Raw genomic sequence first — 13,904 nt, forward strand, 5'->3', positions numbered from 1 at the left:
TGGTCAGGCCGTTGTCGGATCCTGACAACCACCGCAGGTCGGCGACGTGTCGCAGCGGATCCCTCACGCTCGGCACAGGGAGGCCGACTCCCTTTCTGATGGAGCGTTCCGAGCGAATACGCCTCATTTCCAATGAGGAAAGCGCTTAATGATCTTTGTGTCGTCCGGCCCGCCGGGCGAGGGTCGGCCGGGGCCGGCCGGTGCGGACGCTGGCGCGGACCGAAGATCAATGGCACCGTAGGGGCGCCGCGTTCGTCTGGAGGTCCGGTGTTGCGCTTCCCGTCGCCCTCGCATGCGTCCCCGCCCCGTCCGCCCGCGCCGCCGGGACGATCGCGGAACCGGCGCCGGACGGCCGCCGTCGCCGCGCTGGCGGTCGCCGCGTCCCTCACCGTCCCCGCCTCCGCGGGCGCCGCCCCCGTCCCGAGGCCCGCCGCGCCGGGGCACCCGGCCCCGCCGGCCAAGCAGGCCGTCGCCACCGGATTCGGCGGCGCGGTCTCCACCGTCGACCCGGACGCCAGCCGGACGGCCCTGGAGGTCCTCAAGCGCGGCGGCAACGCGATGGACGCGGCGGTCGCGTCCGCCGCGACGCTCGGGGTCACCGAGCCCTACGTGTCGGCCATCGGCGGCGGCGGCTTCATCACGTACTACAACGCCCGGACGCGCCGCGTGTACGCGCTCGACGGCCGCGAGTTCGCGCCGAAGCGCATGCGCCAGGACTCCTTCGTCGACCCGGCGACGGGCAAGCCGCTGCCGTTCGACCAGGCCGTCACCAGCGGGCTGAGCGTCGGCGTGCCCGGCACGCTCGCCCAGTGGGACCTCGCGCTGCGCCGCTTCGGCACCCGCGACCTCGGCGCCCTGCTGCGCCCGGCGATCGGGGTCGCGGACCGGGGTTTCGTCGTCGACCAGGAGTTCCACGACCAGACCGCGGTGAACGAGGCGCGCTTCCGCGACATCGTCCCGACCCGCGAGCTGTTCCTGCCCGGCGGCAAGGTGCCCGAGGTCGGCTCGGTGTTCCGCAACCCCGACCTCGCCGGCACGTACCGGGAGCTGGCGAGGCGCGGCACCGACTGGTTCTACGAGGGCGGGCTCGGCAAGGAGATCGTCAGGACGGTCGCCCGGCCGCCGGTCGACCCGAAGGCGACCCGCGCCGTCCGCCCCGGCCTGATGGAGCGCGGCGACCTCGGCGCCTACCGGGCGGTGCCGCGCAAGCCCACCCACGTCTCCTACCGGGGGACGGACGTGTACGGCATGCCGCCCTCGTCGTCCGGCGGCTCCACCGTCGGGGAGGCGCTCAACATCCTCGGCAACTTCCGGCTCGACCCGCGCGACCCCGTCACGGCCCTGCACTACTACCTGGAGGCGTCCAAGCTCGCCTACGCCGACCGCGGCCGCTACGTCGGCGACGCCGACAAGGTGGACGTGCCGCTGGAGGAACTGCTGTCCTCCGGGTTCGCCCGCGAGCGCGCCTGCCAGATCAAGCCGGACCAGGCGGCCCCCGCGCCGGTCGCCCCCGGCTCGCCCGACGGCCGCTACGAGCCGTGCGTCCCGCCGGGCACCCAGACCAGGGCGCTGGCGTTCGAGGGCCCGCAGACCACCCACCTCGTCGTTGCCGACAAGTGGGGGGACGTCGTGTCCTACACGCTGTCGATCGAGCAGTTCGGCGGCAGCGGCATCACCGTGCCGGGGCGCGGGTTCCTGCTGAACAACGAGCTGACCGACTTCTCCTTCCAGCCGCCCGCGCCCGGCCAGGCGCCCGACCCGAACCTGCCCGGCCCGCACAAGCGGCCGCGCAGCAGCATGGCCCCGACGCTGGTGCTCAAGGACGGGCGCCCGCGGCTCGCGGTCGGCACGCCCGGCGGCTCGACGATCATCACGACGGTGCTGCAGATCCTGGTGAACCGCCTCGACCTCGGCATGGACCTGCCCACCGCGCTCGCCGCGCCGCGCGCCACCCAGCGCAACACCCCGCAGGTCTTCGCCGAGCAGGCGTTCATCGACCGGTACGGCCGCGACCTCGCCGCCCGCGGGCACCGGCTGGAGCTCTTCCCCGGCCCGCCGCAGGGCGTGATCGGCGCCGCGACCGGGCTGGAGTTCCTGCGGCCCGGGCTCGTCCAGGCGGTCGCCGAGCCGACCCGGCGCGGCGGCGGCAGCGCGCTCGTCGTCCGTCCGGCCCGTTGACACTTGCCTACCCGGGGGCGTGCCCGGACGGCCGAGCGGGAAGGAGTCGTGCCATGGCGCACTCATACGTGCAGGTGACGACCACGACCGACTCCCGCGCCGAGGCCGCCGAGCTGGCCCGCTCGGCGGTCGCCGAGCGGCTCGCGGCCTGCGCGCAGCTGGTGGGCCCGATCGCCAGCACCTACTGGTGGGAGGGCGAGATCGAGTCGGCGGAGGAGTGGATGGTGCTGTTCAAGACCTCCGCCGACCGGTTCGACGAGCTGGCCTCCCTGATCACCGAGGGGCACTCCTACGACACCCCGGAGATCATCGCGACGCCGGTGGTGGCGGGCAGCATGGACTACCTCGCCTGGATCACCGAGCAGACCGAGCCGGGGGAGCAGGACGAGGCGATCGCGGAGGACGACGGGGATTGATCGTGTGACGGACGTCATGGCAGGGTAAGCCTTCGATTACGTGGTCCGGGCGGCGCGCCCGGCCGCGGCGGCGGAAGGCGGTCGAGGTGCACGAGGCGAGCGAGGAGAGGACGGACCTGGGGCTGTTCGGGCCGGGCTCGGTGACCTGGCACGTCATGGGCGAGCCGGTGCTGATCGTCGGCGGGATCCGGGCGCTGCTGCTCCAGGCGCTGCACCCGCGCACGATGTGGGGCACCGCGCAGAACTCCGAGCTCATGGACCCCTCCGCGGCGTGGGCGCGGCTCGTCCGGACGGTCGAGTTCGTCCGCGTCCGCACCTACGGCACGCACGAGGAGGTCGAGCGGGTCGGCCGCCGCGTCCGCCGGCTGCACTCCAAGCTGACCGGCCTCGACATGCGCACCGGCGAGACGTTCCCGGTGGACGACCCCGAGAACCTGCTGTGGGTCCACATGGGCGAGGTCGACTCCTACCTGGACGTGGCGCGCCGCGCCGGGGTGCCGCTGACCGCCCGCGACGCCGACGCGTTCGTGGACGAGCAGCGCCGCGCCGCCGAGGTCGTCGGCCTCGACCCGGCGGACGTGCCCGCCACCGTCGCCGACATGCGGGACTACTACGCCGGGATGCGGCGGCAGATCTTCGCGTGCCGGGAGGCGCGCGAGGGGCTGCGCCGCATGTTCAGCCCGGCCGTGCCGCGGCCGCTGCTGCCGCTCAAGCTCGCCGCGCCCGGCCTCGGGGTGCTGGTCGTGTCGACGCTGCCGCGCTGGGCCCGCCGCATGTACGGGCTGCCGGGCCTGCCGACCTCGGACCTGGCCGCGACGGTGACGCTGAAGGGCCTCTACCGCACCACGCAGGTTGTCCCGGAGCGGTTCCGGTACTCGCCGGACGCCCGGCGGGCCAGGCGCCTCACGCGCGAGCACGAGACGGGCCCGGCCCCCTGGTCGATCGCCTCCTGAGGCTCACCCCATCGGGGGAGCGTCCGGCACGGAGTCGTGCTCGTGGGCGCCGCGCCGCGGAAGCAGCAGCGCGGGCACGATCAGCACGGCGGTGAGGACGAGCGCGACCCAGAACGTGTGTCCGAAGGCGTCGGCCAGCTGGGGCGCGACCTGCTCGCGGGCCCGCTCGGGGATCTGCCCCGTCCCGGCGGGGCCCCCGCCGCCGCCGGGGGCCTGCGGGATGCGGTCGCTGATCTGGCGGGACAGGATGACGGCGAGCAGCGCCGTGCCGACCGATCCGCCGAGCTGGACGATGATGTTCAGCGTGCTGCTGGCGCGCGGCACCACCGCCCGGCCCAGCGTCGTCAGCGCCGCCGACATGGTGGGCATCATCGTGCAGCCGAGCCCGAGGCCCCGCACGTAGAGGGCGCCGCCGAGCAGCCAGTAGGAGGTGTCCGAGCCCACCATCGCGAACGGGAGGGTGCCGAGCACCAGGACGACGATGCCGACCGGGACGATCCGCCCGGCGCCGAGCTTGTCGGTGACCACCCCGGCGAGCGGCATCGCGGTCGCGGCGCCGAGGCCTTGCGGGGCGAGCAGCAGGCCCGCCGCGAGCGCCCCCTCGCCGCGGGCGATCTGGTAGTACAGCGGGATCAGCAGCATCGAGCCCATCAGCGCGATGCCGACGAAGAACACCGCGACGGCCGCGGTCGCGAACGTCCGGTCGGCGAACAGCCGCACGTCGATCAGCGCGCGTGCGCGGCGCCGCAGGCTGTGCAGCGCGAACAGCGCGACCAGGACCACGCCGCCGGCCAGCCAGGCGATCGTGGCCGGGCTGCCGAAGCCGCCGTTGCCGCTCGCCGTCGACAGGCCGTAGATGAGCAGGACGAACCCGGGCGGCAGCAGGAACAGCCCGCGCAGGTCGATCCCGGGCGTCGCGTGCTCCCCGCGGCCGTGCGGCACCTTCCACCACGCGAGCGTGAAGGCGAGCGCGCCGACGGGCAGGTTGACGAAGAAGATCCAGCGCCAGTCGACGTCCTGGACCAGCCACCCGCCGATGACGGGGCCGAGCACCGGCCCGAGCAGCATCGGGACGCCGACGATGCTCATGATGCGGCCCATCCGGCGCGGCCCGGCCGCGAGCGTCAGGATGGCCATGCCGGTCGGCATCAGCATGCCGCCGCCGAGCCCCTGCACGACCCGGAAGACGATCAGCGACTCGATGTTCCAGGCCGCGCCCGACAGGATCGACCCGAGGACGAACAGCACGATGGAGGTCATCCACACGCGGCGGCCGCCGAAGCGGTCGACGGCCCAGCCGGTGACCGGGATGACGGTGCCCATCGCCAGCATGTAGCCGGTGATGACCCACTGGATCGTCGACAGGCCGGTGTCGAAGTCGCGTCCGAGCGTCTCCAGCGCGACGTTGACGATCGTGGTGTCGAGGATCGCCATGAGGGTGCCCGACACGATGACGAGGCCGAGGACGATCGTCTGCCGGTCGAGCCGTTCGCCGTTCCCGGCGCCGCCGGGCGGCGCCACCTTCGCGGCCGGGCTTTCGGTCATGGTCGGCCCCCTCGCGTCGAGTCCCGGTTGCCCCGTGCCCCCGTCGGTCAAGGCGTGAAACGCCTTGAAGTTCAATATTTTGCAGTGCATCACGGAATATGTTGAACTTCAAGGTATGTCCGAGGAAGGGATCGGTGCCGGCGCGTCGGTCGACGCCGACCTGGAGACGATGATCCAGCTCCTGGGCCGGCTGGTCCGCGGTCTGAAGGGCGGCCGCGAGGACGCCGAGGAGCTCATCGGCGAGGTGCGGGCCGCGGGGCTCGGCCCCCGGCACGTCCCGGCGCTGATGCAGCTCGTCCTGCACGGCCCGGTCCCGGTCGGCGTGCTCGCCGGGCACATGGCGCTGAGCCCGGCCACGGTCAGCCAGCTGGTCGGCGAGCTGGAACGGGGCGGCTTCGTCGAGCGGCGCCCGGACGAGCGGGACCGGCGGCGGATGATCATCAGCCTGAGCGGGCGGCACCGCGAGATGATCGAGCGGTTCGCCTGGCGGCGGCTGCGGCCGCTGCGGGTCACGCTGGAGACGCTCGCCCCGGACGAGCGGTCGCTCTTCCTGCACGGCTGGCGCGTCCTCGTCGAGGCCATGGAGCGTGCGGATCCGGAGGCCTCACGGGAGTGCGGCCCCGGAGGCGGCCCCTAGGGCGGCCGCCCCCGGGCGGCGGCTCAGCCGCGGCGCATGAGCCGCCCGACGGCCGCCATCAGCTCGGTCGACATCGCCTCGCCCTTGCCCTCCTCGGCGCCCTCGGCCACGCAGTGCCGGACGTGCCCGTCCAGCAGGCCGAGCGCCACCTTGTCCAGCGCGGCCTGGACCGCGCTGATCTGCGTGAGGATGTCGATGCAGTAGCGGTCCTCGTCGACCATCCGGTCGATGCCGCGCACCTGGCCCTCGATCCGGGCGAGCCGCGTCTGCAGCTGGTCCTTCGTGGCGGTGTAACCGCGGGTGGGGGTCTCGCTGGTCGCCATCTCCGTCCTCGCAATCCGTCGGGGGCGCACGCCCGGGTACCCCTGGGGGACATCCCCCAACAGGTACCTTATGCGTTGGGGAGCCTCACGGCGCGGGCACGTTCCACGCGCTGACGACCGGACGGTCGTGCTCGGAGCCGAGCGCCGACACGGTCCCGGTGTCGAGTGCGAACAGCCGCCCCAGCGCGGGCTCCAGGCCCAGCCAGCGCGCCGTCAGCACCCGCAGGACGTGCCCGTGCGCGACCAGCGCGACGTCGCCGCCGGCGAGCAGCGGACGCGCCCGCGCGAGCACCGCGTCGGCCCGCTCGCCGACCCGCTCGACCGTCTCGCCCGGATGGGCGGCGTCGCCCGGGACCACCCCGTCGTCCCACAGGAACCAGCCCGGCCGCGTCTCGCGGATGGTCCGGGTGCTGACGCCCTCGTAGCCGCCGTAGTCCCACTCCCACAGGTCGGGGTCGATCCCGTCGGTCCGCAGCCCGGCCAGCTCGGCCGTCCGCCGCGCCCGCTCCGCCGGGCTGACCAGCGTCGTCGCGATGGTCCGCCCGGCCAGCGCGCCGCGCAGCGCGCGGGCCTGCTCCTCGCCGCGCGCGGTCAGCGGCAGGTCCGTCCGCCCGGTGTGCCGCCGCGCCCGGCTCCACTCGGTCTCCCCGTGCCGCACCAAGATCAGTTCACCCATGCCCGCCTGTCTACCCGGCCGGCCGGCCCCGAAGAACCCCCGGAACGGGTGAGACGGCGGGGGAGGCCGCCTCAGTCGAGGATCGAGGTGAGGGGCGTGTGGGGCAGGCCGTGGGCCTCGGCGACATGGTCGTAGACGAGCATGCCGTCGTGGACGTTGAGGCCGCGGGCCAGGGCGGCGTTGGCGTGCAGGGCCTGCCGCCACCCCCTGTCGGCGATCTGGACGGCGTAGGGGAGCGTCACGCCCGTCAGTGCGTAGGTGGAGGTGTTGGGGACCGAGCCGGGCATGTTCGCGACGCAGTAGAACGTCGAGCCGTGCACCCGGTAGGTGGGGTCGGCGTGCGTGGTGGGGCGGGAGTCCTCGAAGCAGCCGCCCTGGTCGATCGCGATGTCCACCAGCACCGAGCCGGTCTTCATCCGCGCCACCAGCTCGTTGGAGATCAGCTTGGGCGCCCGCGCGCCGGGGATGAGCACGGCGCCGATGACGAGGTCGGCGGCGCGAGCCTGCTGTTCGATCGTGTAGGCGCTGGACACCAGGGTCCGCAGGCGGCCCTGGTAGACGGCGTCGATCTCGCGCAGCCGGTCCACGTCGACGTCCAGGACGGTGACGTCCGCGCCCATGCCGACGGCGATCTGCGCGGCGTTGAGGCCGGACACGCCGCCGCCGATGACGACCACCTTGGCGGGCGCGACGCCGGGCACGCCGCCCGGCAGGACGCCGCGGCCCCCGGTGAACGACATCAGGTTGTAGGCGCCGACCTGCGGGGCGAGCCGTCCGGCGACCTCGGACATGGGGGCGAGCAGCGGCAGGGAGCGGTCCGGGAGCTGGACGGTCTCGTAGGCGATCGCGGTGACGCCGGCCGCCAGGAGCGCGTCGGTGCACTCGCGGGACGCGGCCAGGTGCAGGTAGGTGAACAGGATCTGGCCCGCGCGCATCCGGTGGTACTCGGGCGCGATCGGCTCCTTCACCTTGAGGATCAGCTCGCCCTCGGCCCAGACCTCGTCCGGTCCGTCGAGGATCTTGGCGCCCGCGGCGGCGAAGTCGTCGTCGGGGATCGCCGAGCCGGTCCCGGCGCCCCGCTCCACGAACACCTCGTGGCCGTGCCGGGTGAGCTCGTGCGCCCCCGCCGGGGTGATCGCCACCCGGTACTCGTGGTTCTTGACCTCTCGTGGGACACCGATCTTCACCGGGAGCTCCTCCGTCAACGCTGACCAGGATGTACGCCTCCAGCGTGCGGGCCGGGGACGAGGCCCGGCCATACGCAGTGTGTCAAGGCATCGGCCCTTTCGACGACACTGTGTAAAGAGCGGCCCAAGGACGCCGGGGGAGCGTGGCCGTTGGAGCGGTCCGGGCTACGGGGCGCCCCGGGGGAGCCACTCGTCGGCGATCGCGACCGTCAGCTGCTCCAGCAGCGGGCCCGCGCGGCGGACGCGGCGCTCGTCGTCCGGCTCGATGTCGGCCAGCGCGTACGCCGCCTGGATCCGCGCCTTGCGCAGCTGCTCGCCGGTGAGGCTCCGGCGGCCGGCCACCGCGACGACCGGCGCGCCCGCGCGGGCGGCGGCGCGGGCGACGTGCACCGGCGCGGTGCCGCGCAGCGAGCGGGTGTCGAGGACGCCCTCCCCGGTGACGACCAGCCGCGCGCCGCGCGCCTTCGCGGCGAAGCCGAGCAGGTCGAGCATCAGGGCCGGGCCGGGCTCGATCGTCGCGCCGAGGAAGGTGAGCGCGGCGAACCCGACGCCGCCCGCCGTCCCCGCGCCGGGCAGGTCGCGGGCGGCCTTGCGGGCCGCCGCCTCCGCCAGGTCGGCCCAGCGGCGCAGGCCCGCGTCCAGCAGCCGCACCTCGTCGCGGTTCGCGCCGCGGCGCGGGCCGTCCACCGCGGCGGCGCCGGTGCGGCCGAGCAGCGGCCCGGCGGGGTCGCCCGCCACCACCACCTCGATGCCCGACATGTCGGGCAGGCCGCGCAGGTCGAGGGCGTGCAGCGAGCGCAGCGCCGCGCCGCCCGGCGGCAGGTCCTTGCCGAGCGCGTCCAGCAGCCGCCCGCCGAGCCCCTGGACGAGGCCCGCGCCGCCGTCGGTGCACGCGCCGCCGCCGAGCCCGAGGACGATCCGCCGCGCGCCGAGCCGGACGGCGTGCGCGAGCAGCTGCCCCGTCCCGACGCTGGAGGCGGTGAGCGGGCGCGGCCTGCCGCCGGGCAGCCGCCGCAGCCCGGACGCCTCCGCCAGTTCGACCACGGCGCTGTCGCCGTTCAGCGCCAGCCGCGCCGTCACCGGTCGGCCGGTCGGTCCGCACACCTCGATCTCGACGCGCCGCCAGCCGGCCGCCACCGCGGCCTCGACGGTGCCGTCGCCGCCGTCGGCCACGGGCAGCTCCACCAGCGCGACCCCGGGGCGCGCGCGGCGCAGCCCGGCGGCGAGGTGCCGCGCCGCCCGCGCCGCGGTCAGCGCTCCCGGGAACCTGTCAGGCGCCAGCAGGACGTGACCTGGCGGGGACGGGTGGGAGGGAGAGTCCGCGGACACCACAGCCACGCCTTTCACGCCGGGGGGTAAGGCCCTACCTTCTGCTTACGCCATGCCGGCACTATTTGACACCCGCAACCGCCTCCGAGACCTACAAACGGGCGAGTTCCGTCGCGGAGCGGTCACCCTGCGTCCGTGTTTCCCCGGGGTCGCGCATGCGCGGGCGGTCGCGCGGGATCACACGACGCCGAGCCACTCCTCGATGGGGTGGATGGCGAAGAAGACCACGAACAGGGCGGCCACGATCCAGAGGGCGGGGGAGATCTCGCGCACCTTCCCGCGGGTGGCCTTGATGACCACGTAGCCGACGATGCCCATGCCCAGGCCGGTGGTGATCGAGAAGGTGAAGGGCATCAGCACGATGGTGAGGAACGCCGGGATCGTGATCTCCAGATCGTTCCAGTCGACCTTGGCGACCTGCGTCATCATCAGCGCGCCGACCACGACCAGCGCGGGCGCCGCGGCCTGCGCGGGGACGGTCGCCGCCAGCGGGGTGAGGAACAGCGTCACCGCGAACAGCGCGCCCGTGGCGATGTTGGCCAGGCCCGTCCGGGCGCCCTCGCCGACGCCCGCCGCCGACTCGACGAACACCGTGTTCGCCGACGAGCTGGTGAGGCCGCCGAACGCGGCGGACAGCCCGTCCACCGACAGGATCCGGCCGAGCCGGGGCACCTCGCCCTTCTCGCTCACCAGGCCCGCCTCGTCGCTGATGCCGAGGATCGTCCCCATCGCGTCGAAGAACCCCGACAGCACCAGCGTGAACAGCACGACCAGCGCGGTGATGACCCCGGCGCGGGCGAACCCGCCGAACAGCGAGATCTCCCCGAACAGCCCGAAGTCGGGGGCGGCGAACAGCTTCTCCGGCATGTTCGGGGTGACCACGCCCCAGCCGCCCTGCTTGACGGAGGCGTTCTCCTGGATGACCACGGCCCCGACCGTCCCGGCGACGATGCTGATCAGGATCGCGCCGGGCACCCGCCGCACGTACAGGACGATCATCAGCACCAGGGTCGCCGCGAACACCAGCGCCGGCCACGTCTCCAGCCGGCCGCCGGTGCCGAGCGACAGCGGCGGGCTGGTGGCGCTGGAAGTGACGAACCCGGCGTCGTAGAGGCCGACCAGCGCGATGAACGCGCCGATCCCGACCGCGATCGCGTGCTTGAGCGCCAGCGGGATCGAGTTCATGATCCGCTCGCGCACGCCGGTGACCGCCAGCAGCACGATGACCACGCCCTCGATCACCACGAGGCCCATCGCCTCCGGCCAGGTCATCACCGGCGCCGCCTGGAAGGCCACGACCGCGTTGATGCCGAGGCCCGCGGCGAGCGCCAGCGGCGCGTTCCCGACCAGCCCCATGATCACGGTGGTGACCGCCGCGGACAGCGCCGTCATCGTGGTCAGCTGCGGGATCGACAGGGTCGCGTCGTTGACGTCCTTCGCCCCGCCGAGGATGAGCGGGTTCAGCAGGATGATGTAGGCCATCGCGAAGAACGTGGTCACGCCGCCGCGCAGCTCGCGCGGGACGGTGGTACCGCGCGCGGTGAGTTCGAACAGCCGCTCCAGCGGCCCGCCCCCGCTCGCCGGCGGGGAATCGTCGGCCGGTCCGGCCTGGGTCTTGGACATGACGGGCGCTCCGCTTTCAGCAGCATGGTGTTCGGAAACGGCGTGCACAGGGTAGCCGTCCGGGCCCCGGGTGAGGCCAGGGGGCCGCGGGAAGAAAGGTGGGCGGGACGTGATTCGCGGCCTTCGCAGCGTGACGGGGGTGATGCGCCGCCTATAGCCTGCCTTGGTGCGAATGCGAGACTCCGCCGGGGCGACCGCCCTGGACTCCTACGCGTGGCTGCTGGCGTCCGTCCCGGAGCGGACGCGGTCGTCCTTCCGCGCGCGGATGCTCGGCCCCCTGGAGGAGTACGACAGCACCGGGCAGGCCGATCTCGTGCACACGCTGGAGGTCTTCCTGTCCTGCTCGGGCTCCTGGAGCCGCACCGCGACGCGGCTGCACGTCCATGTGAACACGCTTCGGTACCGAATCCGGCGGATCGAGGACCTCACCGGCCGGGATCTCGGCAGACTTGAAGACCGAGTCGACTTCTTCCTCGCCCTGCGCGCGGCGAGCACCTTGTAGGCGGTGGTCACACGATGGATCGCGAGACACTGGGGCAGCGCATTCGCGCCCTGCGGATCCGGCAGGGCGTGAGTCAGGCGCAGCTCGCCTTCCCCGAGCTGTCCGACAGCTACATCTCGCTGATCGAGAGCGACAAGCGGGTACCGGCGCCGAGCGTCGTCGACCTTCTGGCGGCGAAGCTGAACTGCTCGGCGACCTACCTCGTCAGCGGCGTCAGCGAGGACGTCGTGGACGAGCTGCGCGTCACCCTCGACTATGCCGAGATCGCGCTCAGCAACGGCGCGGCGGCCGAGGCGCGGGCCCGGTTCGCCGAGGTCCTCGCGAGCGCCGACGCGGTCGCGCTGCCCGAGATGCTGCACCAGGCGCGCTGGGGCCACGCGCTCGCGCTGGAGGCCGCGGGCGAGCTGGAGGAGGCGATCGCCGAGCTGACCGCGCTGACCGAGCAGGCGTCCGCCGAGGCCGACCTCGACCACTGGGCCAAGGTGCACGTCGCGCTGAGCCGCTGCCTGCGCGAGCGCGGCGACCTCAGCGCGGGCGTGGAGGCGGCCGAGACCGCGCTGCGGCACCTCGTCGCCACCGGCGCCGACTCCACCGACGCCGCCGTGGACCTCGGCGCCGCGCTGCTGTCGGCGTTCATCGAGCGCGGCGACCTCGTCCGGGCCCGCCAGCTCGCCGCCCAGCTCGTCGAGCGGGCCGAGCGGATCGGCAGCCCCCGCGCCCGCATGGTCGCCTACTGGGAGGCCGCCTACGTCGCGGAGATCCGCGGCGAGTACGACGAGGGCGTCGCGCTCGCCGAGCGGGCCCTGATGCTGGCCGGCGACGGCGAGGACCCCCGCAACCTCAACCGGCTCCGCGTCATCTACGCGGGCCTGCTGCTGCGGGCCAAGCCCGACCAGGCCGCCCGCGCCCGGGAGTTGCTCGCCCGCGTGCGCGGCGAGATCAGCGCCAGCTCCTCCGGCGAGATCGACGTGGCCTGGTGCCTGACCGAGCTGGCCCGCGCCGAGACCGCGCTCGGCCGTCCCACCGAGGCGGTGGCGCTCGCCGAGGAGGCCCTCGACCTGCTGGGGGACGCCCCGCGCCGGGCCACCGCCGGGGCGCTGACCGTGCTCGGCGAGGCGTCGGTGCGGCTCGGCCGGCACGACCGCGCGGTCGAGGTGCTGACCCGGGCCGCGACCTGCCTGGAGGAGATGGAGTCCTCCCGGGAGGCCGCCCAGGCCTGGTTCGACCTCGCCGAGGTGCTGGCCGGGACGGGAACCTCCGACGGGCCCCGCATGGCCGCCTACCGCCGAGCCCTGACCTGCGTCGGGGTCTGATCGGACCGTTCCGGCGCAACCGTTTCGCCCGCCGCCGCGTCCATGAATAATGCTGCGGTCGGTGTGAGATGGGGGAGTTCTTCGTGTTCGGTGTTGTTCGGCCCTGCCGTCATGTTCTGTGCGGGTCCCTGTTCAAGGACTGGATGGCCCACCTGTGCGGGCTGTGCCTGACGCTGCGGGCCGAGCACGGCCAGGCCTCGCGGCTCGTCACCAACTACGACGGGCTGCTCGTGTCGGTGCTGGTGGAGGCGCAGGCGCCGGAGCTGTCGCCGCGCCGCAAGGCCGGGCCGTGCGCCCTGCGCGGGATGAAGACCGCCGAGGTCGTCACCGCGCGGGCGCAGGGCGCGCAGCTCGCCGCGGCCGCGTCCCTCCTGCTGGCCGCGGGCAAGACCCGCGACCACGTGGCCGACGGCGACGGGCCCTACGCGCGGCGGCTCGTCGCCGCCGCGGCCGGGCGGATGGCCGACCGGTGGGACGCGGCGGGCGGCCGCACGGGCGCCGCCGTCGGGTTCGACCCGGCGGTGCTGCGCGACGCCGTCGCCCGGCAGCCGCTCCTGGAGGCGGCCCCCGGCCTCGGGCTCCTCGACCTGACCGAGCCCACCGAGACGGCGGTCGCCGCGGTGTTCGCGCACACGGCCGTCCTGGCGGGCAGGGAGGGCAACGCCGAGACGCTCGCCGAGGCGGGCCGCTTCTTCGGGCGCCTCGCCCACCTCATCGACGCCGTCGAGGACCTCGCCGAGGACGAGGCGGCGGGCGCGTACAACCCGCTCCTCGCCACCGGCACCACCCTCGACGAGGCCCGCAGGCACGCCGACGGCGCGCTGCACGGGCTGCGGCTCGCGCTCGCCGAGCTGGAGCTGGAGCGGCCGCGCCTCGTGCGGGCCCTGCTGGACCGCGAGGCGGGCCGCTCGGTCGAGCGCGCCTTCGCCGAGCCCGTGAGCCTGGCCAGGCGGGGGCCGCGGCCTCCGCGCCCCGGCTGGCCGATCCCGTGCTTCACCGGGACCCTGGTCTGCGTCACGTGCGGGATCTTCCAGCCCGAGTGGAGCGACCACCACGGCGACTCGTGCGACGACCGCTGCTGGTGCAGCCGGCATTGCGACGGGGGCGGCGACGGCTGGGACTGCTCCGGTTGCTGCGACTGCTGCAACTGCTGCGACTCATGTAACTGCTGCGACTCGTGCGACTGCTGCGACTGCGACTGCGGGTGCAGCTGACCGGTCCC

Annotated in this window: 12 protein-coding genes and 1 pseudogene; 7 read left to right on the plus strand and 6 right to left on the minus strand. The window is 74.2% G+C overall.

Translation table 11 applies throughout. The features are described 5' to 3' along the window. The first annotated feature begins 267 nt into the window (after positions 1-267). The 3 genes from ggt to AB0C84_RS10435 all read left to right on the plus strand — a co-directional run bounded on the left by ggt (position 268) and on the right by AB0C84_RS10435 (position 3,547). Positions 268-2,178 (plus strand): gamma-glutamyltransferase, encoded by a 1,911-nt coding sequence (gene ggt / locus AB0C84_RS10425; RefSeq protein ID WP_361063689.1) that lies wholly within the window; start codon positions 268-270, stop codon positions 2,176-2,178. A 53-nt stretch (positions 2,179-2,231) separates the two neighbouring features. Next, positions 2,232-2,594 carry a divalent-cation tolerance protein CutA gene (gene cutA, locus AB0C84_RS10430; RefSeq protein ID WP_179843029.1) on the plus strand — a complete coding sequence of 121 codons (363 nt, stop codon included), beginning with the start codon at positions 2,232-2,234 and terminating at the stop codon, positions 2,592-2,594. Positions 2,595-2,680: 86 nt separating this feature from the next. Continuing rightward, the gene (locus tag AB0C84_RS10435; protein ID WP_312879062.1) at positions 2,681-3,547 is read left to right on the plus strand and encodes an oxygenase MpaB family protein; all 867 of its coding nucleotides are present in this window, start codon (positions 2,681-2,683) and stop codon (positions 3,545-3,547) included. Positions 3,548-3,550: 3 nt separating this feature from the next. On the opposite strand, the gene AB0C84_RS10440 is transcribed toward AB0C84_RS10435, so the two are convergent. Next, entirely contained in the window at positions 3,551-5,092 is a 1,542-nt protein-coding gene (locus tag AB0C84_RS10440) for a DHA2 family efflux MFS transporter permease subunit (protein ID WP_361063694.1), read from the minus strand. 115 nt (positions 5,093-5,207) lie between these two features. On the opposite strand from AB0C84_RS10440, the gene AB0C84_RS10445 reads away from it, so the two are divergent. Continuing rightward, positions 5,208-5,729, plus strand: a complete 522-nt coding sequence (locus AB0C84_RS10445) for a MarR family transcriptional regulator (protein WP_179843027.1) — start codon at positions 5,208-5,210, stop codon at positions 5,727-5,729. A gap of 23 nt (positions 5,730-5,752) precedes the next feature. Here AB0C84_RS10445 and AB0C84_RS10450 read toward each other — a convergent pair whose 3' ends face one another. From AB0C84_RS10450 to AB0C84_RS10470, 5 genes are all read right to left on the minus strand, one after another. Next, positions 5,753-6,052 (minus strand): metal-sensitive transcriptional regulator, encoded by a 300-nt coding sequence (locus AB0C84_RS10450; protein ID WP_258938790.1) that lies wholly within the window; start codon positions 6,050-6,052, stop codon positions 5,753-5,755. An 85-nt stretch (positions 6,053-6,137) separates the two neighbouring features. Next, a complete protein-coding gene (locus tag AB0C84_RS10455) occupies positions 6,138-6,728 on the minus strand; it encodes a histidine phosphatase family protein (protein ID WP_361063699.1) in 591 nt (196 codons plus the stop codon). 71 nt (positions 6,729-6,799) lie between these two features. Next, complete coding sequence (ald, locus tag AB0C84_RS10460) at positions 6,800-7,915, minus strand: alanine dehydrogenase (protein WP_258938791.1); 1,116 nt, start codon at positions 7,913-7,915, stop codon at positions 6,800-6,802. Positions 7,916-8,080: 165 nt separating this feature from the next. Beyond that, the gene (locus AB0C84_RS10465; RefSeq protein WP_258938792.1) at positions 8,081-9,244 is read right to left on the minus strand and encodes a glycerate kinase; all 1,164 of its coding nucleotides are present in this window, start codon (positions 9,242-9,244) and stop codon (positions 8,081-8,083) included. A 177-nt stretch (positions 9,245-9,421) separates the two neighbouring features. Then, entirely contained in the window at positions 9,422-10,867 is a 1,446-nt protein-coding gene (locus AB0C84_RS10470; protein WP_179843024.1) for an NCS2 family permease, read from the minus strand. 184 nt (positions 10,868-11,051) lie between these two features. Here AB0C84_RS10470 and AB0C84_RS10475 point away from each other — a divergent pair. From AB0C84_RS10475 to AB0C84_RS10485, 3 genes and pseudogenes are all read left to right on the plus strand, one after another. Beyond that, positions 11,052-11,369, plus strand: a pseudogene (locus AB0C84_RS10475) (helix-turn-helix domain-containing protein); the annotation flags it as partial. 14 nt (positions 11,370-11,383) lie between these two features. Then, the gene (locus tag AB0C84_RS10480; protein ID WP_258938793.1) at positions 11,384-12,682 is read left to right on the plus strand and encodes a tetratricopeptide repeat protein; all 1,299 of its coding nucleotides are present in this window, start codon (positions 11,384-11,386) and stop codon (positions 12,680-12,682) included. 83 nt (positions 12,683-12,765) lie between these two features. Next, positions 12,766-13,896, plus strand: coding sequence for a DUF5685 family protein (locus AB0C84_RS10485; protein ID WP_361063705.1), 1,131 nt, complete (start codon positions 12,766-12,768; stop codon positions 13,894-13,896). Positions 13,897-13,904: the final 8 nt, after the last annotated feature.

The sequence above is a fragment of the Actinomadura sp. NPDC048955 genome, from assembly GCF_040649435.1.
GTDB lineage: Bacteria > Actinomycetota > Actinomycetes > Streptosporangiales > Streptosporangiaceae > Spirillospora > Spirillospora luteofluorescens.